This is a genomic window from Ornithinimicrobium jinqii, from assembly GCF_045032595.1.
Lineage (GTDB): Bacteria > Actinomycetota > Actinomycetes > Actinomycetales > Dermatophilaceae > Ornithinicoccus.
In genome coordinates this window covers 16,437-38,555 of record NZ_JBJFZS010000030.1, presented here as the reverse complement: position 1 = coordinate 38,555, position 22,119 = coordinate 16,437, and the positions used below count along the sequence as shown (strand labels likewise).

General features: G+C 73.0%; 21 protein-coding genes. 6 read left to right on the top strand and 15 right to left on the bottom strand.

What is annotated here, in order from left to right:
- Positions 1-217: 217 nt before the first annotated feature.
- From ACI3ET_RS14075 to pntB, 3 genes are all read left to right on the top strand, one after another.
- Positions 218-910 carry a GAF and ANTAR domain-containing protein gene (locus ACI3ET_RS14075; RefSeq protein ID WP_405033698.1) on the top strand — a complete coding sequence of 231 codons (693 nt, stop codon included), beginning with the start codon at positions 218-220 and terminating at the stop codon, positions 908-910.
- Positions 911-1,131: 221 nt separating this feature from the next.
- Positions 1,132-2,688, top strand: coding sequence for a Re/Si-specific NAD(P)(+) transhydrogenase subunit alpha (locus ACI3ET_RS14070; RefSeq protein WP_405033697.1), 1,557 nt, complete (start codon positions 1,132-1,134; stop codon positions 2,686-2,688).
- The gene (pntB, locus tag ACI3ET_RS14065) at positions 2,685-4,076 is read left to right on the top strand and encodes a Re/Si-specific NAD(P)(+) transhydrogenase subunit beta (RefSeq protein WP_405033696.1); all 1,392 of its coding nucleotides are present in this window, start codon (positions 2,685-2,687) and stop codon (positions 4,074-4,076) included. Before ACI3ET_RS14070 ends, pntB begins: the two co-directional genes overlap by 4 nt.
- A gap of 66 nt (positions 4,077-4,142) precedes the next feature.
- Here the strand turns inward: pntB and ACI3ET_RS14060 are convergent, their stop codons facing one another.
- From ACI3ET_RS14060 to ACI3ET_RS14040, 5 genes are all read right to left on the bottom strand, one after another.
- Positions 4,143-4,604: an SRPBCC family protein gene (locus tag ACI3ET_RS14060; protein ID WP_405033695.1), complete on the bottom strand. Its 462-nt coding sequence runs from the start codon at positions 4,602-4,604 to the stop codon at positions 4,143-4,145.
- 105 nt (positions 4,605-4,709) lie between these two features.
- Complete coding sequence (locus ACI3ET_RS14055) at positions 4,710-7,403, bottom strand: AAA family ATPase (RefSeq protein ID WP_405033694.1); 2,694 nt, start codon at positions 7,401-7,403, stop codon at positions 4,710-4,712.
- Entirely contained in the window at positions 7,400-8,704 is a 1,305-nt protein-coding gene (locus tag ACI3ET_RS14050) for a metallophosphoesterase (RefSeq protein ID WP_405033693.1), read from the bottom strand. The genes ACI3ET_RS14055 and ACI3ET_RS14050 overlap by 4 nt, the downstream gene beginning before the upstream one ends.
- Positions 8,705-8,744: 40 nt before the next feature.
- The gene (locus tag ACI3ET_RS14045) at positions 8,745-9,089 is read right to left on the bottom strand and encodes a CrcB family protein (RefSeq protein ID WP_405033692.1); all 345 of its coding nucleotides are present in this window, start codon (positions 9,087-9,089) and stop codon (positions 8,745-8,747) included.
- Positions 9,090-9,100: 11 nt separating this feature from the next.
- Complete coding sequence (locus tag ACI3ET_RS14040; protein WP_405033691.1) at positions 9,101-9,502, bottom strand: FluC/FEX family fluoride channel; 402 nt, start codon at positions 9,500-9,502, stop codon at positions 9,101-9,103.
- 118 nt (positions 9,503-9,620) lie between these two features.
- Between ACI3ET_RS14040 and ACI3ET_RS14035 the strand changes: the two genes are divergently transcribed.
- Complete coding sequence (locus tag ACI3ET_RS14035) at positions 9,621-11,105, top strand: hemolysin family protein (protein WP_405033690.1); 1,485 nt, start codon at positions 9,621-9,623, stop codon at positions 11,103-11,105.
- Complete coding sequence (locus ACI3ET_RS14030; RefSeq protein ID WP_405033689.1) at positions 11,102-12,178, top strand: hemolysin family protein; 1,077 nt, start codon at positions 11,102-11,104, stop codon at positions 12,176-12,178. The genes ACI3ET_RS14035 and ACI3ET_RS14030 overlap by 4 nt, the downstream gene beginning before the upstream one ends.
- Before the next feature lie 72 nt (positions 12,179-12,250).
- Here ACI3ET_RS14030 and ACI3ET_RS14025 read toward each other — a convergent pair whose 3' ends face one another.
- The 8 genes from ACI3ET_RS14025 to ACI3ET_RS13990 all read right to left on the bottom strand — a co-directional run bounded on the left by ACI3ET_RS14025 (position 12,251) and on the right by ACI3ET_RS13990 (position 20,578).
- Entirely contained in the window at positions 12,251-13,156 is a 906-nt protein-coding gene (locus tag ACI3ET_RS14025; RefSeq protein ID WP_405033688.1) for a C40 family peptidase, read from the bottom strand.
- A gap of 435 nt (positions 13,157-13,591) precedes the next feature.
- Positions 13,592-14,275, bottom strand: coding sequence for a metal-dependent transcriptional regulator (locus ACI3ET_RS14020; RefSeq protein WP_405033687.1), 684 nt, complete (start codon positions 14,273-14,275; stop codon positions 13,592-13,594).
- Between the two features lie 38 nt (positions 14,276-14,313).
- Entirely contained in the window at positions 14,314-15,000 is a 687-nt protein-coding gene (gene pdxH / locus ACI3ET_RS14015) for a pyridoxamine 5'-phosphate oxidase (RefSeq protein WP_405033686.1), read from the bottom strand.
- 1 nt (position 15,001) lies between these two features.
- Positions 15,002-15,385, bottom strand: a complete 384-nt coding sequence (locus tag ACI3ET_RS14010) for a hypothetical protein (RefSeq protein WP_405033685.1) — start codon at positions 15,383-15,385, stop codon at positions 15,002-15,004.
- Positions 15,386-15,433: 48 nt separating this feature from the next.
- Complete coding sequence (locus tag ACI3ET_RS14005; protein ID WP_405033684.1) at positions 15,434-17,212, bottom strand: gamma-glutamyltransferase family protein; 1,779 nt, start codon at positions 17,210-17,212, stop codon at positions 15,434-15,436.
- Positions 17,213-17,294: 82 nt separating this feature from the next.
- Positions 17,295-18,581, bottom strand: coding sequence for an MFS transporter (locus ACI3ET_RS14000; RefSeq protein WP_405033700.1), 1,287 nt, complete (start codon positions 18,579-18,581; stop codon positions 17,295-17,297).
- A gap of 5 nt (positions 18,582-18,586) precedes the next feature.
- Positions 18,587-19,009 (bottom strand): MarR family winged helix-turn-helix transcriptional regulator, encoded by a 423-nt coding sequence (locus ACI3ET_RS13995; RefSeq protein WP_405033683.1) that lies wholly within the window; start codon positions 19,007-19,009, stop codon positions 18,587-18,589.
- Between the two features lie 105 nt (positions 19,010-19,114).
- A complete protein-coding gene (locus ACI3ET_RS13990; RefSeq protein WP_405033682.1) occupies positions 19,115-20,578 on the bottom strand; it encodes an NCS2 family permease in 1,464 nt (487 codons plus the stop codon).
- A gap of 18 nt (positions 20,579-20,596) precedes the next feature.
- On the opposite strand from ACI3ET_RS13990, the gene ACI3ET_RS13985 reads away from it, so the two are divergent.
- Complete coding sequence (locus ACI3ET_RS13985; protein WP_405033681.1) at positions 20,597-20,851, top strand: DUF2530 domain-containing protein; 255 nt, start codon at positions 20,597-20,599, stop codon at positions 20,849-20,851.
- Positions 20,852-20,875: 24 nt separating this feature from the next.
- On the opposite strand, the gene ACI3ET_RS13980 is transcribed toward ACI3ET_RS13985, so the two are convergent.
- Positions 20,876-21,619 carry a DUF3027 domain-containing protein gene (locus ACI3ET_RS13980; RefSeq protein ID WP_405033680.1) on the bottom strand — a complete coding sequence of 248 codons (744 nt, stop codon included), beginning with the start codon at positions 21,617-21,619 and terminating at the stop codon, positions 20,876-20,878.
- Between the two features lie 5 nt (positions 21,620-21,624).
- A complete protein-coding gene (locus ACI3ET_RS13975; RefSeq protein ID WP_405033679.1) occupies positions 21,625-22,026 on the bottom strand; it encodes a cold-shock protein in 402 nt (133 codons plus the stop codon).
- Positions 22,027-22,119 lie beyond the last annotated feature (93 nt).

The window sequence follows — 22,119 nt, the reverse complement described above, 5'->3', positions numbered from 1 at the left end:
TCTTGGTCTCGGGAACAACGACGTACGGGGCCCGCGCGAACAGGCGACGATCCGAAGAAGTCCAACCGGTAGGGCGACGCTGCTGGACCCTGAGACAACACCGTACACCCGCCCGCACCGCACCGCCCCCGCCCGACCACTGCCGACCGCCTGGCAGCAGCTGACTGCCCCGGAAGCCGTGTTGCCCTCCGCGACGTCAAGGGGAGAGGATGGAGACATGGTCAAGCCCGACGCTGGCGACTTCAGCCATCAGCTGTCTGCGGTCGCCCGTTCCATGCAGGAGGACCCCGGCAGCCAGCACACCCTCGAGACGGCGATCGCCGCAGCCCTGGAGATGATCACCGGGTGCGACATGGCCGGCATCTCCGTCGTGCACCCCGACGGGATCGACACACCCGCCGCCAGCAGCGAGACCCTACGACGCATCGACGAGCTCCAGTTCGCCCTCGGCCAGGGACCGTGCCTGAACGCCGTGCGCGAGCACGAGACCACCCGCTGCCCGGACCTGGCCCACGACCACCGCTGGCCGGTATGGGGCGCCCGGGTCAGCGAGGAGCTCGGAGTGGCCAGCAGCGTCAGCTACCGCCTCTACACCACGCACGACACCCTCGGGGCACTGAACCTGTACTCGGAACACCTCGACGGCTTCGACGCCGACGACATCGACAACGGGCTGGCGCTGGCCGCCCACGTCGCGGTCGCGCTCGCCGCGGCCCAGAACGCCGAGAACCTCACCACCGCCATCACCAACCGCACCGTCATCGGGCAGGCCGAAGGCATCCTCATGGAACGCTTCGACATGAGCGCCGACCAGGCGTTCGAGGTGCTCCGCCGCGTCTCCCGGGACGGGAACGTCAAGCTCAACGCGGTCGCCGCCCAGCTGGTCGAGACGCGACACACCCCCCAGTAGGACACCGAAGCCCGCGGCTGCCCCCTGGGCGGGGCTGCTGAGGGAGGTGTCTGTCCCCCTGCCCACTCCGCTGAGGGTGCTCGATCTCCGCTCGTGACGGGACAGACGGCCAGCCGGGCCCCGCCGACGCAACGGGCCTTATAGGGTGCGGTTCGGCGAGAGGTGCCGGTCGACCCACCGAAGATGCACCCCTCGGCGTCCCACGAGGCGAAGGAGCCCGCGTGCTGATCGGCGTACCGACCGAGTCCGTGCCTGGAGAGACCCGGGTAGCGGCGACGCCCGAGACCGTCGGTCGACTGGTCGCACTCGGCCACCAGGTCGTCGTGCAGCAGGGTGCCGGTGAGCGCGCCAGCTACCCGGACGAGCAGTATGCCGAGGCAGGGGCCGCCCAGGACCCCGGGCCGGGGGTGTGGCGTGCCGACCTCGTGGTCAAGGTGGACGCGCCCCTCGGCGAGGAGCTCGCCCGTCTCCGTCCCGGCGCCTTCCTGGCCACGCAGCTCAGCCCCGGGCAGCGGCCGGAGCTGCTCGAGGCGCTCGCCGCACAGGGGGTGACCGCCCTCGCCATGGACGCGGTCCCCCGGATCTCCCGGGCCCAGTCGCTCGACGTGCTCTCCTCCATGACCAACATCGGGGGCTACCGTGCGGTGGTCGAGGCGGCGTACGAGTACGGCTCGGTGTTCACCGGGCAGATCACCGCGGCGGGGACGGTGCCGCCGGCCCGGGTGTTCGTCATCGGTGCGGGTGTCGCCGGGCTGGCCGCGATCGGCACGGCCAGCAGCCTGGGGGCCGTGGTGCGCGCCTTCGACATCCGCCCCGAGGTCGAGGAACAGGTCGAGTCGATGGGCGCCAGCTTTGTCCGCCTCGACCTGCCTGAGCAAGGCCTGAGCAACGACGGCTACGCCCGGGAGATGGACGAGGACCTGCAGCGCCGGGCCATGGAGGTCTACGCCCGCGAGTGCGCAGCGGCGGACATCGTCATCACCACTGCCCTGATCCCGGGCCGCCCTGCGCCCAGGCTCGTCACGGCGGAGACCGTGGCGCAGATGCGGCCGGGCAGCGTGGTGGTGGACATGGCCGCACGCAACGGCGGCAACTGCGAGCTCACCGAGCCTGGAACGGTTGTGACCACGCACAACGGGGTCAAGGTCGTCGGCTACACCGATCTGCCCGCGCGACTGCCCACGCAGGCATCCCAGCTCTACGGCACCAACATCGCGAACCTGGTGGCGATGCTGACGCCCGGCAAGGACGGTCAGGTCGTCCTCGACCTGGACGACGAGGTGCTGCGCGCGCTGACGGTCACCCACCAGGGTCAGGTCCTGTGGCCGCCCCCGCCCGTGAGCGTCTCGGCGGCGAAGCCGGGCGAACCGGCAGCCCCACCCGCCGTCGCCCTCGCCGACGCGGCGCCGACGGGCACGTCCCGTACCCCGCGACGGCGCGCCGTCATGGTGGGCCTGGCGGCCGTGCTGTTCGCTCTGCTCGCCACCGTCTCGCCTCCCGACCTCCTGGGCCACCTCACCGTGTTCTCCCTCGCGGTGATCGTCGGCTTCTACGTGATCACGAACGTCACGCACGCGCTGCACACGCCGCTGCTGGCGGAGACCAACGCGATCAGCGGCATCATCCTGGTCGGCGCGCTGCTGCAGGTCGGCAACGAGGACCTGCTGGTCCGCAGCCTGGCTCTGGCCGCGTGCGTGGTGGCCAGCATCAACGTCTTCGGCGGCTTCGCGGTCACGGCGCGGATGCTGCGGATGTTCAGGCGCGAGGAGTCGGCATGACCCCGAGTCTGGTCCAGGCGGCCTACCTGGTCGCGGCCCTGCTGTTCGTGCTGTCCCTCGCGGGCCTGTCCCGGCACGAGACCGCCCGGCGGGGGAACGTGCTGGGCATCGCCGGTATGACGATCGCGCTCGCAGCGACGATATGGCTGGCGGCGGCACGCGCCTCCGATCCCGGCCTCACCCTGGCGCTGATCGCCGCCGCCATGCTCGTCGGGGCAGGTGTCGGCCTGTGGCGCGCCCGCTCCGTCGAGATGACCGGCATGCCGCAGCTGATCGCGCTGCTGCACAGTTTCGTGGGCGTCGCCGCGGTCCTGATCGCCTACAACGCCTACCTCTCCCGCGGCCCCCTGTCCGGGTCGGAGGAGACCCTCCACCTGGTCGAGGTCTTCCTCGGCAGCCTCATCGGTGCGGTCACCTTTACGGGCTCGGTCGTCGCCGCCCTCAAGCTGAGCGCCCGAATCCCCGCCAACCCCGTGCTGCTGCCGCACCGGCACCTGCTCAACCTGCTGGCACTGGTCGCCTCTGCCGCCCTCCTGGTCTGGTTCGTGCTCAGCCATGACCTGCTCCCGCTGCTGCTGATGACGGTCATCGCCCTCGCCTTCGGCTGGCACCTGGTGGCCTCCATCGGCGGCGGCGACATGCCCATCGTCGTGTCGATGCTCAACAGCTACTCCGGGTGGGCCGCAGCAGCGGCCGGCTTCCTGCTGGGCAACGACCTCCTCATCATCACCGGCGCCCTGGTCGGCTCCTCCGGCGCCATCCTGAGCTACCTGATGTGCCAGGGGATGAACCGCTCGTTCATCTCGGTCATCGCCGGTGGCTTCGGCAGCGAGGGCAAGACCTTCGAGGGTGACCACGACTACGGTGACTACCGGGAGAGCACGGCCGCCGAGGTGGCTGCGCTGCTGCGGAACGCCAGGTCGGTGGTCATCACGCCGGGCTACGGCATGGCCGTGGCGCGGGCGCAGCACCCGGTCGCGGACCTGAGTGCCCGCCTACGGGCGTGCGGGACGGACGTGCGGTTCGGCATCCATCCCGTGGCAGGACGGCTGCCCGGGCACATGAACGTCCTGCTGGCGGAGGCGAGGGTGCCCTACGACATCGTGCTCGGCCTGGACGAGATCAACGACGACTTCTCCCAGACCGACGTCGTCCTGGTCATCGGCGCCAACGACACGGTCAACCCGGCCGCGGTCGACGAACCGGGTTCACCGATTGCCGGCATGCCGGTGCTCCAGGTGTGGAAGGCCCACGACGTCGTCGTCCTGAAGCGGTCGATGGCCAGCGGCTACGCGGGCGTGCAGAACCCGCTGTTCTTCAGGGACAACACCCGGATGCTCTTCGGGGACGCCAAGGACGCGGTCGAGGCGGTCGTGAGGCTCCTGTGAGGACGACCGTCGGCCGTCACCGGCGAGGGCACGGCCGGAGTCGTCCTCGCGCACACAGCGTCCGGGCTAGGAGACCGCCGCCGCAAGGTTGCTGAGACTGTCCTCGAGCTGCTCCTCGGTGACGAGCGGGAACGAGATCTTCCGGAGCAGCTCAGGGTCGGTGACGTTGCTCCAGTCGTAGGTGAGACGAACCTGCGTGCTGGCCGGCCCATGGGGCTCGAGCTCCCACACCCACTGCCATCCCTTGGGCTCTGTGCCTGCGGGGGCGGTCTGCCACGCGAGGAGCTTGCCGTCGTCGTAGCCCGTGACGTGGTTGTCCGTCTGGTACTCGCCGCCCATGTGGTCGCCGGCCATGTTCATGCGGAACCGCTGCCCGGTGCCGGTGATGCGGTCGCCGTGGTCGACCGAGCGCACGAACCCCGAGCCGTCGACGGCGACGTGGTTCTCCGGCAGGGACAGCACCTCGAAGATCTCGGCGGCGCCGGCGTCGATGGTCCGGGTGACGGTGATGCTCTTCTCAGGGTCCATGACCTCGACGCTAACGACGCCGGGCCCCGCGCGCGACCTGAGACGCGGACGCCGGGCCCGTTCGGCACGTGGCGGCGACCGTCGGGGCTGCTCCGGTCAGGGTGGTCAGGCGGTGAGGCGCACCGTCTGCGCGTGCGGGATGGAGGCGTAGCGCTCCGGTGTGCACGTCAGCAGGATCACCTGCACGTCCGCCCCCTCGGCGCTGGCCCCGAGCACCTCGCCCATCTGCTCCAGACGCTCGGGGTCGCTGTAGCCCAGCGCGTCGTCGATGACGACGGGGACCCCCTGGGTGGGGTCGACGAGGCGGGCCACCGCGAGCCGGGCCAGGATGCCCAGCTGCTCCTTGGCACCACCGGAGAGCTCGTCGAAGGGAACTGTCGCACCGTCGAGGCTGCGGTCCCGCAGGCTCAGCTCGTCGTCCACGCTGACCGAGAAGCTGTCGCCGTAGACCCGGCGGCCCAGGTCCTCCAGAGCCCGGGTGAAGGGCAGCGCGTAGGCCCGGTGGGCCGCGCTGCGGTGCTCCTGCAGGGTGCGCCACAGGTGCCGGGCCGCGCGGGCACGTCGGTCGAGCGAGGCCAGGACACCCTCCGCCTCGTCCAGTCCCCGGACCGCGAGGTCGTAGAGCTCCTGACGTCCCTCGCTCTGCGCCATCTCCACCTGACCGCCGAGGGTGTGCAGCGTCGCCCACGCCACCTGGAGGTCGGCGCGAAGCCTGTCGGCCCCGGCGCTCACGTCCGCCAGCCGGCGCTGCGCGCCGTCTGCGTCGGCCTCCTCGAGTGCGCGCCGCGCGCTGAGCTCGGCGGTCTCCGCCTCCGCGAACGCACCCGCCCGGCGCTGAGCCTGCTCCTCGAGGACGCTGTCGGGCGTCTGGGCCCGGGCGCGGTCGAGCGCCGCGCTGAGCGCGTTCCGTCGCTCACGGTCTGCCTCGATGACACCCGCCACGCGGTCGAGTCGCGCGCGCAGCGTGGCCACCGCCCGGCGACGCTCCTGCAGGTCGACCATGGCCGCCTTGCGTGCCTCCCGTGCCTTCTGCAGGTCTGTGGCGGCTGCCCTCGCGACCGCGCGAGCCGTGGCCTCGTCCGGCGGCGCCGGCTCGTCGGCGGGCCGCTCACCCTCCTGCCGATCCACCTGCGTCCGCAGCCGCTCGACGTCTGCGACGAGGTCGGCCGGCAGCTGCCCGGCGAGCGCCTCGTGGAGCTCGGCGGGGGCCCGCCCTGACAGCGCCGACCGCAGGCCGCGGGTGAGCTCACGCACTCGTGACCGGTTGGCCTCGGTGGCCTCCGCAGCCTCCTCCAGGGCGCCCAGGCCGTCGGCGCCGGTGCCCGACAGTGCGCTCGCCAGCTCGGCCTGGGCGGTCTCCAGCGCCTGGGCGCGCACACGGCTGTCGGCCTCGGGCTCGACGACGACCCGGACCGCACCTGGCACCGTGACGACGACCTCGCTGCCGAGCACCACCGTCGCGGAGGAGTGGGCGGCCACCGAGGTGCGACCCTCCCCGGACCCTCCGTCGATCTCTGCCGGGACGCCGAGCGCCTCCACCCGCACCCGTGCGCTGGCTCCCTCGTGCTTGGCCCGGAGGACGGCGACCTGCTGATCCAGGGCGCGGACTGCTCGCAGGGTCGCCGCCGACACCAGGTGCGCGGGCTCGGCCGCATGCGCCTGGTCGAGCTCGTCCACGAGCCGGTGGACCGCCGTGACGAGCGACCGCAGGCGGTCGGCCTCCAGGCGGTCGGCGAGGTGGTCGGCCGCCGTCCGGGCCCGGTCGCAGACGGCGTCGGCCGCCTCGACGGCCTCGTCGGCGCCGCCGAGCGCCTCCTCGGCGACCCGGAGCGCCTCCCCGAGGACGGCGGCCTGCTGCTCGTCCTCGGCGCGGGCCCGCTCGGCCTGCGTCAGCTGCTCGGTGAGCGCGGCGACGGCACCGGCCTGGTCCCGGCGCTGCTTCACACCCTGCGCCGCCGTGCGCGAACGCTCCCGCGCCTCGCCCAGTCGTGCCCTGGCCTGCTCGTGCGCGGCGACCACCTCGGCCACGGAGTCGTGCTCACGCTGGGCGGTCTCGAGGGCGGCGCCGGCGGTGGCCAGCCGTCCTTCCAGCTCGGTGACCCGCTGGCGGGCGACGTCCTGACGCTCGAGCAGGGTCGAGGCCTCCTGCAGCCGGCGGTGGGCCTCGGCCACCTCGTGCTGCGCCTGCGTGTGGTCGCGCCTGGCCTGCGTGTAGTCCCCGGTCGGACGACCGGTGGCGGTGAAGTAGGTGCGGAACTCGCGCTCCGCGCGGTCGAGGACCCTCTCGCCCTCCTCTGCGTGCAGCTGCGAGCCGCCCGCGGCGTCGAGGGCCTGGCCCAGCACCGTGCTGGAGACGAGGGGGGCCACGGTCCCGTCGCCCGACTGGGTCAGGCGCAGGGCGTCCCAGAGCGTGCGGTCGAGCGACTCGCCGACGAGCCGGTCGAGGCGCGCCTGAGCAGCCTCACCGGTCAGCTGCTCAGGAACCGGCGAGAGGATCTCCAGCGTGGTCGACGGGCGGCGCAGCCACTGCTTGGCGAACCGCACCCGGTGGCCGCCCACCGTGAACTCGGCCTCGACGAAGGGGCCCACGTCGCGGTTGACCGGCTTGAGCCTGAGGACCTCGCGACTCTGCGAGGTGGCCTTCAGCCGTGGGTCGAGGAGCTTGTCGAAGGCCTCGATGATCGTGGACTTGCCGACCTCGTTGGGTCCCTCGACGACGACGACACCGGAGTCGGGCAGCTCGACGGTCCGCTCGGCCACCCCCTTGACGTCGCGCAGGGTGATCCGGTGCAGCCTCATGCCGCACCCCCGCGGGTGAGGCGGTAGAGGAGCGCGAGCGCGCCCCGTGCGCTCTCGTCGTCGTCGCCCCGCCCCGGGACGAACGGGACCGTCTCCGCCGGGCCCGGCTCGTCCTCGTCGTCGGGCGGTGCGAGCTGCTGACGGCCCTCCGGAGCGGTCGGGCGCGCCTCCTCGCGGATCTGCGCCAGGGCGCCGGCCAGGAACCCGCTCAGCCCGAGGTCCTCCCACTCGGTGTCGTCGCTGATGACGGCGAGGTCTGTGTGCCGGGACCACTCGAGGACCGCAGCGAAGGTGTCGCGGTGCCTGGCCCGCAGGTCCTCCAGCCGGCCGTGCTGCGCCAGCGTCAGGGTCCCGCTGAGCGCCAGCCGCACCACCGTCCGGTCCTTGTCGGGAACCCTGGCGAGCCGGGCGTCGAGGGCTGCCACGTCGGCGTCCCTCTCCACCCGCTGCTCCACGTCGAGGAAGGTCCAGGTGCCGACGTGGTGGGCAGTGACCCGCACCTGCTCACCGCCGCCCGCCTCGACGACGAGCACGTCACCAGGACGCGTCTCGCGGAAGGAGGTCGGCTCCGGCGCCCCTGCGTAGTGGATCGCCGGGGTCCCCGCGACCTCCGTGCGCGAGTGGCGGTCCCCCAGCGCGACGTAGTGGATCCGTCCCTCGTCCAGCGCGTGCAGCAGCGGCCCGGTCGCGATGGTCGCAGGGTTGCGCCGGTCCGGGTCGAGGACGTCCACGGCACCGTGACCGACGAGGACGCGCACCGTCCCGTCCGGGGCCGGGCCCTCCGGCACCAGCGCCAGGGCCTCGGCCAGCAGGTCGCGGCCGGGGTGCTTGCCGTGCCACGGCGCCGCCACGAGCTCGACGCCCCCGCCGACGGTGTGCACCCCGCCCGTCAGGACGGTGACATGACCGGGGACCTCCTGCGTGAAGACCGCGGAGGTGTAGACCGACATCGCGTCGAGCGGGTCGTGGTTGCCGGGCAGCAGGAAGACGGGCACCGGCACCTCGCGGAGCGCCTCGAGGGCCCGGCGCACGGTCTGCGGCATGAGCTGGTTGCTCTCGAACACGTCCCCGCACACCACGACGAACGCGCAGTCCTGCTGATCGGCCACCCGGCCGAGCCGCCTGATCGCGTCGACCCGGGCCGCCGAGAACCGGGCCTGGGCCTCGGTGGACAGGAAGCGGCGGGTCATCCCGATCTGCCAGTCCGCGGAGTGCAGGAACCTGACCACGTCGCTCCACCTCGCTGCCCTGTCGTCGCCCGGGCGGATCTCACCCTCGCCCCCCACCGTAGGAGGTGCCACCGACAGACCCCGGGAGGACGCGTTGTCGTGTCGGTCGCACTCAGTCCAGCAGGGCCAGCACGGCCAGCGCCGAACCCACCCCGAGGACCAGGGTCAGGGCCAGGTATGCCGCGGCGCGGCTCCTCGAGTGCCTGCCCAGCTCGGCGGTCTGGACGGCGAGCGTGCTCCACGTCGTCAGCGCCCCGCACAGGCCCGTCCCGAGCAGGAGCAGCACCACCGGTGCCGGCTCGAGCGCGACCAGCACCCCCAGGGCTGCGGAGCCCACGGTGTTGGCCACGAGCACGCCGCGCAGCGATCCCCACCCGGACACCGACAGCAGGTGCCGCACGACCGCACCCGTGCTGCCGCCCACGGCCACCGCCAGGACCGCCCAGGCCCACGGCATACCCGGGTCCGTCATGGTCGTGCCCGTCCCGACACCCACGCCCGGCGCGTCCAGCCGGCCGCCAGGGCCGCCGCACCGACGCAGAGCGCAGGGGTGAGGAGCAGGTAGAGGAGCACCACCGCCGGCGCGACCTCGAGCCCGAGCCCCACCTGCACGGCGAAGGTGGAGAAGGTGGTGAACCCGCCCAGCACCCCGGTGGCGAGGAAGCCGCGGTGGAGGCCCGAGCCCACCCCGCTGTCCAGCACCACCACGACCGCCCCGAGGAGCGCGGAGCCGACCACGTTGACCAGCAGCGTCGCCCACGGCACCCCACCCTGGGCCTGCGGCAGCACCAGCTCGACCAGCCAGCGCAGCACCGATCCGAGGGCGCCGCCGAGCGCGACGGAGGCCAGGGTGGGGGCGGCGAGGGGCACGGGTCGAGGGTAGACGCCCGTAGAATGGCCCGATGACTGCCGCCCCTGCGAATGACGGACCCCCCTCCAGTACGGGGCCGGGCCTGCCCCGGCTTCGTGGGAACGAGGGGGCTTCCTCGTGCTGATCGTCACAGGCATCGTGGTCGTGGTGGTGCTGACGATCATGACCGGCTACTTCGTGGCGCAGGAGTTCGCCTACGTCAGCGTCGACCGTGGCAAGCTGCGCCAGCTCGCGACCGGGGGGGACGCCGCGGCGGAGCGGGCCCTGCGTGTGACCTCCCGCCTCTCCTTCGCCCTCTCCGGCGCCCAGTTCGGGATCACCGTGACCGCGCTCATGGTGGGCTACCTCGGCGAGGAGCTGCTCGTCCGCGGCCTCACCGACGGGTATGCCGATGCCGGCCCCCTCACGCGCGCCGCGATGATCTCCGTCTTCTCCGTCGGGACGCTCGTCTTCTCGACGGTGCTCCAGATGGTGATCGGTGAGCTCGGCCCCAAGAACTGGGCCATCGCGGAGCCGGTGCGGCTGGCCCGAGCGCTCTCGCGCTCGACCCTCATCTACCTCACCGTCCTCGGGCCGGTGATCGGTCTGTTCGACAAGGCCTCGAACGCGCTGCTGCGCGCCGTGGGCATCGAGCCCGTCGAGGAGCTCCCCCAGGGCGCGACGCCGGAGGAGCTCACGCGCATCATCGCCGAGTCCCAGAGCGGGGGCACGCTCGACGACGACCTCTCGATGCTGCTCGAGCGGGGCCTGGCCTTCCGCCACCGGGTGGCGGAGGAGGTGATGACGCCCCGGACGTCGGTGGTGACGATCCAGGCCGACGAGAACGTGTCGACGGTCCTGGAGGCCCTGCAGACCGGCCACTCGCGCTTCCCGGTCGTCGGACGCGACATCGACGACGTCGTCGGCGTCATCGGCCTGCACAACCTGCTCGAGGTCGACGCCGACGACCGGGCCGCCACCCTGGTCCGCGACCTCGCCGAGGACGCGATCATCCTGCCGGAGTCGCTGCCCCTGGGAGGGGTCCTCGAGGCGCTGCGCGAGCGGCACCAGCAGCTGGCGGTCGTCGTGGACGAGTACGGCGGGTTCGCCGGGATCGTGACCTTCGAGGACGTCGCCGAGGAGGTGGTGGGCGAGATCTGGGACGAGGACGACGACGACGCCACCACCAGCGAGGCCCGCGCGGACGGCATCTGGGACCTCTCGGCCCGCCTGCGCATCGACGAGGTCGCCCAGGTGACGGGTACCGAGCTTCCCGAGGACGAGAACTACGACACGCTGTCCGGGCTGGTCCTGGACCGGCTCGGCCGCACCGCCGTGGAGGGTGACAGCGTCCTCGTCACGTGGCGCAGCCGCGACGCCGACGGGGACGAGCTGGTCCACCAGGCCCGGATCGACGTGATCACCACCCAGCGCTACGTGCCCGACACGGTGGCCCTGCACCCTGCGGTGACGCTTGCCGCGCAGGAGTGGGAGCGGCTCGACGATGCCGAGCGCGAGGCGCTGGGCACGGACGAGACCATGGTGATCGCGACCGCCGACGGCGCGGCCCAGCAGGCCCAGCAGGCCCAGCAGGCCCAGCAGACCCAGGAGTCGCTCCGATGAGCACCACCACCGCCCTGATCGTCAGCGTGCTGCTGCTGGTGGCCAACGCCTTCTTCGTCGCCGCGGAGTTCGCCATCGTCGCCGCCAAGCGGCACCGGCTCGAGGAGCGCGCCGAGGCCGGCAGCCGCGCGGCACGGGCGGCCGTCGAGGCCTCGCGCGAGCTGTCCCTCATGCTCGCCGGCGCCCAGCTGGGCATCACCCTCTGCACGCTGGCGCTGGGGGCCCTGGCCAAGCCGGCCGTCGCCTACCTCCTCGAGCCCCTCATCGAGGCGATCGGGGTCCCGGAGGTGATGGTCCACGCCATCGCGGTGGTCATCGCGGTCTCCGTCGTGGTCTTCCTGCACATGGTCGTCGGGGAGATGGCCCCGAAGTCCTGGGCGATCTCGCACCCGGAGAGCTCGGCGATGATGCTCGCGATCCCCTTCCGGATCTTCACCTGGCTGATGCTCCCGGTGCTCTGGCTCATGAACGCCCTGGCGAACCTGCTGCTGCGCATCGGCGGCATCGACCCCGTCGACGCTCTCGGCAACGCGCAGACGCCCGCCGAGCTGCAGCTGCTGCTGGCCCAGTCCTACGAGCACGGGGTGCTCGAGGACGCGGACCACCGCATCCTCAGCGGTGCGCTGCGCCTGGAGGAGGAGACGGTGGCCTCGGTCATGTTCCCGACCACCGCGGCCGTCACGATCCCCCGGCACCACACGGTGGAGGACGTCGAGCGGATCAGTCGCGAGAGCGGGCGCTCACGCCTGTTCGTCGTGGAGCCCACGGGTCGGGCCGGTCAGCAGCGGATCCGCGGACTGGTGCACGTCCGCGACGCCATCCTCGCGACGGCGCACGGCGGTGCGAGCCGTCCGCTGGGCGACATCCTGCAGCCGGTCGCCATGCTCCCGGCGACCATGCCGCTGATCGACGCCGTCTCGAGCCTGCGCCAGCAGCGCGGCCAGCTCGCGCTGGTGCGGGACGACGACGGCAAGCTCGTCGGGATGACCTCGATGGAGGACATCCTGGAGCAGATCCTGGGCGAGTTCGACGACGAGTCGGACGAGGCGACCCAGCAGCCCGTGCGCGCCTGAGCCCGCACCTGGACGGCAGGAGGCCCCCGACCGGACGAACCGGCGGGGGCCTCCTGCGTGCGACGGGTGGGGTCAGCCGACGCGGCCGTACCCGGAGACGCCGCTGAAGATGGCGCGCAGCTGGCTCGGGATGCCGGGCTTGCCGGAGTCGTACATCATGCCGTTGCCGGCGTAGATGCCGACGTGGTACGCGGGGTAGCCGTAGAAGACCAGGTCGCCCGGCTGCGGGTTGCTCACCGGGGTCGCGGACGCCTGCTGCGCCGCCGCCGTGCGGGGCAGCGAGATGCCGACCTGCGCGAAGACGTACTGCGTGTATCCGGAGCAGTCGAAGCCCGCGGGGGTGCTGCCGCCGTAGACGTAGTAGATGCCGGTGTAGGCAGCCGCGACGGAGAGCACTCCGCCGGTGGGCGCCGGGGCGACCGGGGCCGCCGGCTCGACGGGCGCCGGCTGGGGTGCCGGGGCCGCGGGGGCGACCGGGGCTGCCGGCGCCGCTGCGCGCTCGGCGCTGCGGCTCGGTGCGGCCTCCGCACGGGTCTCGACCTGGGTCTGCACCTGCTCCTGGGCGGGCGCCTCGGCGGCCTGCGCGGGCGCCTCGGCAGCCTGCGCGGGCGCCTCGGCAGCCTGGGCGGGCGCCTCGGCGGCCTGGGGTGCGGGGGCGGCCGGCGCGCGGGTCACGACCACGCCGGTGAAGCCGGAGGTTCCGAAGCGGGCCGTCTCGGCGGCCGTGGGTGCCGTGGCCGCGACGGCGGGGCGCTCCGCGGCAGCCACGGTCTCGACGACGCGGACGAGCGTGTCCGCCGTCTTGATGCCGGACGCGTGCTCCTGCGGGGTGCTGGGGGTGGCGCCCGCACCGGCGGCGGTGCCGGCGAGCAGACCTGTCGAGGCGGCGGCGACGGCCGCGGTGCGGGTGAGGGCGGAGCCGGTCGTGCTGATCCGGCCTGGGCGGCGGTGCCGACCGGGGTGGGTGCGATGCGTCACGAGTTGTTCCTCCAGGGTGCCTACGGGGTCAGCTGTCGGGCTCGGGGTGGAGTGCCCCTCGGTCCGGTGGGCGCCGGGCCGTTCGCCCCAGGGGCCATGACAGCCCCGAAGGTGGGTCCCCCGCTCCTGTCGCGCGGTGGTGTGCTGTGCCCGGACGCGCCGACAGGACTCGGCGTGGCGCTTCTGGGGGGTCCTCCAGGGGAGAGGAGCCGTCGTGCACGCTACCCGCCGGTCCGGTCCGTGTCACCCCTGAGGGTGAGGTGCCTGTGGACAGACGCCGGGGCAGGCATCCGGGCCGACCCCCTCACCTGCGACGACGCGGTTGCCCCGAGAGGACCCCCAGCCTGGCTGTGACACATGTCATAGCAGCCAGGGGGAATCGGAGACACACCGCCCGCCCGGCCGGTCGACCGGCGCGCTCCCGGCCGGGAGGCGTCAGGAGCAGAAGATGTGCGAGGCCACGTCGACCGGGAGCGAGACCGCCTCACCGCCGACCGCCTCGATGATGGTGCGCTCGTCCTCGGACCACACCCGTGCCTCCGCGCCCGGTCGCACGCCGGAGTCCAGCAGGAGGCCCAGCACCTCCGGGTCGACCTGCACAGGCTCCCCGATCCGGGTGATGCGCGTCTCGACGCGCAGCCCGGCCGCCTCTGCGGCGACCACGTTGCTCGCGCGACCAGCGGCGGCCGCTGCGGGAGCGTGCCCCAGCTCCTCGAGCCCGGGCACCGGGTTGCCGTAGGGCGAGGTCGTGCCGTCCTTCACGAGCATCAGGATGCGCTGCTCGACCTGCTCGCTCATGACGTGCTCCCACCGGCACGCCTCGTCGTGGACGTAGGCGGGGTCGAGCCCGATGACGTCGACGAGGAGGCGCTCGGCGAGCCGGTGCTTGCGCATGACCCGCACGGCGGCGAGCCGCCCCTCGACCGTGAGGTCGAGCCGTCGGTCCTCGCTCACGTGGAGCAGCCCGTCGCGCTCCATCCGCCCGACCGTCTGGGACACGGTCGGCCCGGACTGTCCGAGCCGCTCCGCGATCCGGGCACGCAGCGGGACGACCCCGTCCTCCTCCAGCTCGAGGACGGTCTTGAGGTACATCTCCGTGGTGTCGATCAGCTCGCTCACGGCGTCATCCTACGAGGCCCGACGGCGCGGCCGTCGGCTCACGGCGCCAGCCGCAGCCGTCGCCACGCCGCTGGGTCGTCCAGCCCGCCGGGCCCCACCCGTTCCCAGACGATCCGGTCGTGCAGCCTGCTGCGCCGGCCCGCCCACAGCTCCACCCGGTCGGCGACGAGGCGGTAGCCGCCCCAGTCCTCGGGCACCGGCACGTCGTCGGCGCTGCCGGTGTCGGGATAGCGCTCCGCGAACTCCCGGTATGCCGTCTCGACGGTCTCCCGGTCCGGCACCGGGCGCGACTGGGCCGAGGCGTGTGCACCGACCCGCGAGCCCCAGGGGCGCGACCTGAAGTAGGCCAGTACGTCCTCGGGCGGCAGCAGCTCGGCGGTCCCCCGGAAACGGACGGCGCGGTACATCGAGGGCCACGTCAGCGCTGCGGCCATCGCCGGGTTGGCGGCCACCTGCTGCCCCTTGGCGGAGCCGGTGTTGGTGTAGAACGCGGGCCCCCGGGTGTCCAGGTCCCGCATCAGCACCGTCCGCACGTCCGGCACCCCGTCGGCGTCGACGGTCGCCACGGACAGCGCCGTCGGCTCCGGCACGTCCCGCTCCGCCGACTGCCGCTCGATGGCGGACGCCACCCAGGCCCGGACGATCTCGAGGGGCGCCGGCGGGCAGGCGTCCTCCGACAGCCCCTCCCCCGCGTAGTCGACGCGCGCGGCGCGCTCGGCGACCACGTCAGCGCTTCGGGAGCTTGGGCAGGTGAACCGTGCGCCGCAGCTGCTCGGGACGCATCCGCCTGCCCGGGTCGGTGTTGAGCAGGAGCGCCTCGAACGGGATGTTGGTGTGCGGGTGGGTGCCCACGGGCTCGTTGCGCGAGAAGACCACCCAGTAGGACCCGTCCGCGTGGAAGACCTGCTGGACGGTGCCGTCGACGACGGACTCGGCGTGCGCGAACGCCAGCTTGCGCGCCGACGCGTGCTCGCGCCGGGCGGAGACGAGCCGCTGCGCCGGCTCGCGCTGCTTCAGCATCTGCTCCACGACCTGCGGACCGTACTTCTGGGCGAGCGTGTAGACGATCGGTCCGTACTTGAGAGAGAGCTTGGCTAGGTTGGCTGCCACGTGGCCTCCTGGGTCGGTGTCGGCACCACGGTAGGTGATGCTCCGGACTCAACGCCCGACGGCATACCCCTGCATCCCTCGCGGGTTGGCCCCGGCGGACAGCACGCCGGTGCGGGGGTCGCGCGCGACGGCGCACAGGCGACCCAGCGACCACGGCCCCTGCTCGACCACCTCGTGGCCCCGGGAGCGCAGGGCCGAGAGGGTCCCCTCGCCCAGCCGCGACTCCGCGACGAGGACACCGGGCTCGGTGGCCCGGGGGTGGAAGCTGCCGGGGAAGCTCGTGGTGTGGAAGACGGGGGCGTCGATGGCCTCCTGCAGGTCGAGCCCGCCGACGAGGTGCCGCAGGAGGAACACGCTCTGCCACTGGTCCTGCTGGTCGCCGCCGGGGGTGCCGCAGGCGAGGACGGGTATGCCGTCGCGCAGCACCAGGGTCGGCGAGAGGGTGGTGCGGGGCCGGCGGCCGGGCACGAGCGAGCTGGGAAGCCCCTGCTCGAGCCACATCATCTGCAGGCGGCTGCCGAGGCAGAGACCCAGCTCCGGGATCGTCGGCGAGGACTGCAGCCAGCCGCCGCTGGGGGTCGCGGAGACGAGCATGCCCCAGCGGTCGACGACGTCGACGTGGCAGGTGTCGCCGCGGGTCAGTCCGTCGCGCTGCACCGTCGGCTCACCGACGGTGGCGTCGTCGCCGACGTCCGCCCCCCCGGTCGCGAGCGCGAGCGCGGCGAGCCGCGGCTCCCGTCCGCCGGGCGACCCCGGCCGCACCTCCCGGCTGGCGGTGGCGCCCACGAGAGCGGCGCGCTGCGCGGCATACCCCGGGTCGAGGAGGTCGCCCAGCGGCACCTCGGCGCTGTCGCCGAACCACGCCTCGCGGTCGGCCATCGCCAGCTTCCAGGCCTCGACGAGGGTGTGGACGCCCTCGACGGAGTCGAGGTCGGTCTGGCCCAGCCCGTCGACCATCTGCAGCACCTGCAGCAGCGTCGGTCCCTGGCCCCAGGGGCCGGTCTTGGCGATCGTGTGACCGGCCACGTCCAGGGTGACGGCGTCCTCCCAGGTCGCCTCGAAGTCCGCGAGGTCCTGGCCGCTGAGGACTCCGGGGAGCACCTGGCCGCCGGAGTGCCGGAAGGCCCGCCGGGCGAAGGCGTCGACCGCCTCCGCCACGAACCCGTGCGACCAGGCCCGGCGCACGGCGTCGACACCGCGCTCCCGGCCACCGTCCGCGGCGTCCTCCTCGGCGAGGAGCCGCTCGAGGGTGTCGGCCCAGGCCGGGTTCGCCAGCAGGCTGCCGGGACGGGGCGCCCGACCGTCGACGAGCCAGAGGTCCGCCGACGTCGGCCAGTCCTGCTCGAAGAGGTCCTGCACGGTCTCGATCGTCCGGCTGACCCGCTCGAGCACCGGATGCCCGTGGCGTGCGTAGTGCAGCGCCGGCTCTGCCACCGTCCGGGCGGTCATCGTGCCGCGGTCGCGCAGCAGCACCATCCAGGCCTCGAACGCCCCGGGGACGGCGGTCGCCAGCGGTCCGGAGCCGGGCACCCGGTCGAGCCCGACCGAGGCGAAGTGCTCGGGGGTGGCACCGGCGGGCGCCGGTCCCTGCCCGCAGAGCACGCGCGGTGTCGGGTCGTCGGCCGAGGCGACGATGAGCGGCAGGTCGCCGCCGGGACCGTTGAGGTGCGGCTCGACGACCTGCAGGACGAGGCCGGCGGCGACGGCCCCGTCGGCGGCGTTGCCGCCGAGCTCGAGCATCCGCATGCCCGCCTGCGAGGCCAGCCAGTGCGTGCTGGAGACCATGCCGACGGTCCCGGTCAGGGTCGGGCGCGTGGTGAAGGACATCAGCCGAGCGTCGCCAGGACGGGGACGAGCAGCAGGGCCGCGAGGGCCACGAGGACGACGAGGCGTCGGGTGTGGGCGTTCATCAGGTCACCTTCTCAGGAAGGGGCTCGGTGAGGGCCGCACCCCGCTCGAGCACCAGCGGGCGGGCCCAGCTGGCCCGGACGCGCAGGCGCAGGTTGTCGTTGCGCATGACGTAGACGGTGGCGACCACCGCCGTGGCGCCGCAGGCGATCGCGGCGATGAGCACCGTCCACCGGGCACCGTACTGCTCGCCGATCCAGCCGATGACCGGCGCCCCCAGCGGGGTGCCGCCGAAGAAGACCGCCATGTAGAGGGCCATCACCCGCCCACGGACCTCCTGGTCGACCGACAGCTGCACCATGGCGTTGGCGCTGACCATGACCGTCAGCGCGGTGAGCCCCGTGGGGACGAGCAGGATGAGGTAGGTCGTGAACGTCGGGGCGAGCGCGAGGACGAAGGAGAAGACGGCGAACGCCGCGAGCGAGCCGAGCAGCAGGCGCCACCGTGGACGTTCCCGCCGGGCGGCGAGCAGCGCTCCGGCCAGCGACCCGATCGCCATCACCGAGCCGGTCACCCCGTACTCCGTGACCCCCTTGCCGTAGACCTCGGTGGCCATGAGGGCGTTGGTGATCTGGAAGTTCATGCCGAAGGTGCCGTGCATGAACGCGATGCACAGGATGAGGATGAGGTCCGGTCGGCGCCGGACGTAGGCGACCCCCTCCCGCACGGAGGAGCGTCCCTTCCCGGCGCGGTCCGGCAGGGGCGCCAGCTGGCGCACGTCCAGGAGCAGCAGCGCCACGATGACGGCGACGAAGGTGAAGGAGTTGATGACCAGCGTCGGACCGGTGCCGAAGGCGGCGATGAGCAGTCCGGCCGTCGCGGGGCCGATGAGCCGTCCGGAGTGGAAGGACGCGCTGTTGAGGCCGACGGCGTTGGTCAGCACGCGGGGCGGCACCATCTCGGACACGAAGGACTGGCGCGCCGGGGCGTCGAAGGCCGCGGCGGTGCCGGAGAGGAAGGCCAGGACGTACATGTGCCACAGCTCCATGGAGCCGGTGAGCACGGCGACACCCATGAGCAGCGCGAAGAACGCCATCAGCGACTGGCTGACGAGCATGACTCGCCGCTTGGGGAAGGTGTCGCTGATCGCCCCCGCGATCGGGGTGAAGAGCACGATCGGCAGGAACTGCAGGCCGGTGACGATGCCCAACGCCGACGCCGAGTTGTCGGTGAGCTCGGTGAGGACGACCCAGTCCTGGGCGACGCGGCCCATCCAGGTGCCGGTGTTGGAGACGAGCGCCCCGGCGGCGTAGATGCGGTAGTTGCGGACCGACAGCGCCGCGAACATCGTGCTCACGGCCCCACCACCCGGTCGAGCAGGTCGGTGGCCTCGCGCAGCACCTGCCGCTGGTGCGCGGTGATCTCCTCGAGCCGGCCGGTCATCCAGGCGTCGCGGTGGGCCCGCTCCCGTCGCACGATCTCCTGGCCCTCCGGGGTGAGCGAGAGCCGCACCAGGCGGCCGTCGTGCGCGTCCGGGGAGCGCACGGCATACCCCGCCTCGCAGGCCTGGCCCACGGTGCGGCTCACGCTCGGCGCGCTGACCTGCTCGATCGCGGCCAGCTCGCCGACGGTCCGCGGCTCCTCGGAGAGGCGGGCCAGGACGCTGAACAGGTGCGGCGCGATGGTGTTGTCCGCGTCGAAGCGCACCCGCCGCGCCACCCGCATGCACGCGATCCGCAGGTCGTGCGCGAGCGCGGAGATGTCGGGCTCGGTCATAGGTCGTTAGCCTAACTCATTACCTCGGCTAAACACCTGCTCCGGACCCGCCGCCCGGCCGCTCCGGACCCGCCGCCCGGCCGCTCCGGACGCGCCGGGCTGCGGTCAGACGCCGAGCCAGCCGCGGATCGGGTCGATGCCGAAGTAGACGAGGAAGAGCCCGGCGACCAGCCACATCAGCGGGTGCACTGCCCCGGCCTTGCCCTTGACCACCTTGAGCAGCACGTAGGCCACGAAGCCCACCCCGATGCCCGCCGTGATCGAGTAGGTGAACGGCATGATGACGATCGTCAGGAACGCCGGGATCGCGATCTCCAGGTCGTCCCAGTCGATGCCGGTGACCTGCTGCATCATCAGGAAGCCGACGATGACCAGCGCGGGCGTCGCCGCCTCGTGCGGCACGACCGAGACCAGCGGGGACAGGAAGGTGGCGAGCAGGAACAGGACCCCGGTGACGATCGAGGCGAGGCCCGTGCGCGCCCCCTCCCCCACCCCTGCGGTGGACTCGATGTATGACGTGTTGCTGCTCACCCCGGCTGCCCCACCGGCCGCGGCGGCCAGCGAGTCGACGACCAGGATGCGGCGCGTGTTGGGCGGGTTGCCCTCCTCGTCGAGCAGGCCGGCCTCGGCACCGACGGCGACCATCGTGCCCATCGTGTCGAAGAAGTCGGCCAGCATGAGGGTGAAGACCAGCAGGAAGACCGCCGTGGCGCCGATGGCCGAGAACGACCCGAGCAGCGAGAACTGGCCGAGCAGGCTGAAGTCCGGCACCTGCACGATCGACTCCGGGAGCGCCGGGGCGTTGAGGCTCCAGCCGGTCGGGTTGGCGCCGTCGGGGGTCTGCCCACCGATGCTGAACACCGCCTCCAGCAGGATCGCCAGCGCGGTCGCCGTGACGATCCCGTAGAGGATCGCGCCGCGCACCCCCATCGTGAGCAGCGCCGCGATCGTGAACAGGCCGACGACGAAGACGAGCGTCGGCCAGCCGGCGAGAAACCCGCCGACGCCCAGCTCGACCGGCACGGGACCGCTGGCGGGCTTGCGCACGACACCCGCGTCCACGAGCCCGATGATCGTGATGAACAGCCCGATGCCGACCGAGATCGCGACCTTGAGCTGGGCGGGGATCGCGCGGAACACGGCCTCGCGGAAGCCGGTCAGCACCAGGACCAGGATGATGAGCCCCTCCAGCACGACCAGCCCCATCGCGTCGGCCCAGGTCATCCCGTCGAGGCTGGCCACCCCGTAGGCCACGAACGCGTTGAGCCCCAGCCCGGTCGCGAGCGCGAGCGGGTAGTTGGCCACCGCCCCCATGAGGATCGTCATCACGCCGGCCACCAGGGCCGTCACGGCGGCGATGACCTGCAGGTCTCCCCCGGCGAGGAACTCGCCGGTCCCGTCCGGCACGGTGCCGATGATGAGCGGGTTGAGGACCACGATGTAGGCCATCGTGAAGAAGGTCGCCAGGCCTCCGCGGATCTCCTGGGTCACGGTGGACCCGCGCTCGGAGATGCGGAAGTAGCGGTCGAGGGCCGAGGTGCTGACTCGGTCGGGTGCGGTGACGGACATGCGCGCTAGCGTAGTGGCGTGCAGACCCCCTCCCCGCCCCCGTCGGAGCAGCCCACGGACATCCCCGTCCCCGAGGTCACGGTGCGCACGATCGTGCTGGTCCGCTGGGGCCTGCTGGTCTGGGCCGTCGCGCTCGTGGTCCTGCTGCTGGTGCCCGAACTGCGCTCGGGCGAGCGCGAGTGGTGGGTGTGGGTGCCGGTCGCGGGACTCGCCGGCGGCGCCCTCGGCCACGTCTACCTGGCTCGGGGTCGCGGCAACGCCGCCATGGCCTGACGGGCCGGGGCGGGTCGCTCGAGCTCAGCGCTCGACGAACTCCAGGTCGCCGTCGTCGAGCACCGGCGGCTCGACCCGGTCCGGCTCGCGCTTCTCCACGTCGACCTCGCTGTGCGCCCCGCACCCGAAGGTCAGCGCCACGACGGTGCCGTCGGCCGGCGACCACTCGTTGGCGCAGACGCCGAACACCGAGCGCAGGGCTCCGGCCATGGGCAGGAAGTAGCCGCACGTCGAGCACGGCAGCGGCGCCTTGCGGGCCACCTCGCTCTCCGGCCCGTGGTCGCCGTCGTGCCAGCGGGTGGCCGCGGCGTCGCGCCCCTCGGCGGACAGCACCCGCGGACGGCCCAGCCCGAGCTCCCAGAGCGCGACCTGGTCGACGTCCTCCTCGCCCGTGGCCTCGAAGCCGGCCTCGAGCCGCGGGTCGTCGTCCACGTAGGGCGTGCGGTCGTCGGGCCCGATGTCGCCCGGCGCGAGGCGTTCGGCGTACGGCAGCCAGTCCGCGGACAGCAGCGCACCCTCGCCCGGGAGGAGGTGCACCTCGCTGACCGTGGCCTTGCGGGCCCGCGGCGCGCGGGCGAGCGTGACCGCCCACCGCCAGCCGGGGTAGGCGGTGGCCGTGCAGGTGAACAGGTGGGTGGCGACCCGCTCCTCCTCGACGACCGCCCCGACGTGCTCGCCGACCGTCCCCGGCTCGGCGATCTCCTCGGCGGCCCCGCGGGCGAGGTCGACGGCAGCCGTGAGCACGGCGTCTGTCCTGGGGGTCACCACCGCGCTCAGCTCCCGGCCTCGAACTGGTCCGCGACGCCGTGCAGCGCCTTGGCCAGCGCCCCGCCGTGCGTGCGGTCGGGGTAGTGACCCTTGCGCAGCGTGGTGGAGGCCTGGTCCAGCAGGGTGATGAGGTCCTCGACGACGACCACCATGTCCTCGGCCGGCTTGCGGTCGCGCAGCGACAGGCCGCGCGTGACCGACGGGGCCGGCTCGAGCAGGCGCACGTGGAGGGCCTGGTCGCCGCGCTTGCCGGCGACGATGTCGAACTCGACCCGGGCGCCGCGGGTGAGCGCCTCCACGTCCTGGGGAAGGGCGGAACGGGGCACGTAGACGTCCTGGCCCTCGTCGCTGGACAGGAAGCCGAAGCCCTTGTCCTCGTCGTAGAACCTGACCTTGCCGGTGGGCACAGGGCACCTCACGAAGTGGTTGGGAGTGTGGAGCGGTCCTTGCGAGGATATCGTCCGCGGCGGGGCGCGGCGACCACCTTCTCCGTCCGGGGG

Excerpts from the sequence above, each read along its gene's own strand:
- ACI3ET_RS14055 (WP_405033694.1), bottom strand. The coding sequence starts at position 7,403 with ATGAGGCTGCACCGGATCACCCTGCGCGACGTCAAGGGGGTGGCCGAG.
- ACI3ET_RS14075 (WP_405033698.1), top strand. The coding sequence starts at position 218 with ATGGTCAAGCCCGACGCTGGCGACTTCAGCCATCAGCTGTCTGCGGTC.
- ACI3ET_RS14000 (WP_405033700.1), bottom strand. The coding sequence starts at position 18,581 with ATGTTCGCGGCGCTGTCGGTCCGCAACTACCGCATCTACGCCGCCGGG.
- ACI3ET_RS14005 (WP_405033684.1), bottom strand. The coding sequence starts at position 17,212 with ATGTCCTTCACCACGCGCCCGACCCTGACCGGGACCGTCGGCATGGTC.
- ACI3ET_RS13995 (WP_405033683.1), bottom strand. The coding sequence starts at position 19,009 with ATGACCGAGCCCGACATCTCCGCGCTCGCGCACGACCTGCGGATCGCG.
- pntB (WP_405033696.1), top strand. The coding sequence starts at position 2,685 with ATGACCCCGAGTCTGGTCCAGGCGGCCTACCTGGTCGCGGCCCTGCTG.
- ACI3ET_RS13990 (WP_405033682.1), bottom strand. The coding sequence starts at position 20,578 with ATGTCCGTCACCGCACCCGACCGAGTCAGCACCTCGGCCCTCGACCGC.
- ACI3ET_RS14045 (WP_405033692.1), bottom strand. The coding sequence starts at position 9,089 with ATGCCGTGGGCCTGGGCGGTCCTGGCGGTGGCCGTGGGCGGCAGCACG.
- ACI3ET_RS14030 (WP_405033689.1), top strand. The coding sequence starts at position 11,102 with ATGAGCACCACCACCGCCCTGATCGTCAGCGTGCTGCTGCTGGTGGCC.
- ACI3ET_RS14060 (WP_405033695.1), bottom strand. The coding sequence starts at position 4,604 with ATGGACCCTGAGAAGAGCATCACCGTCACCCGGACCATCGACGCCGGC.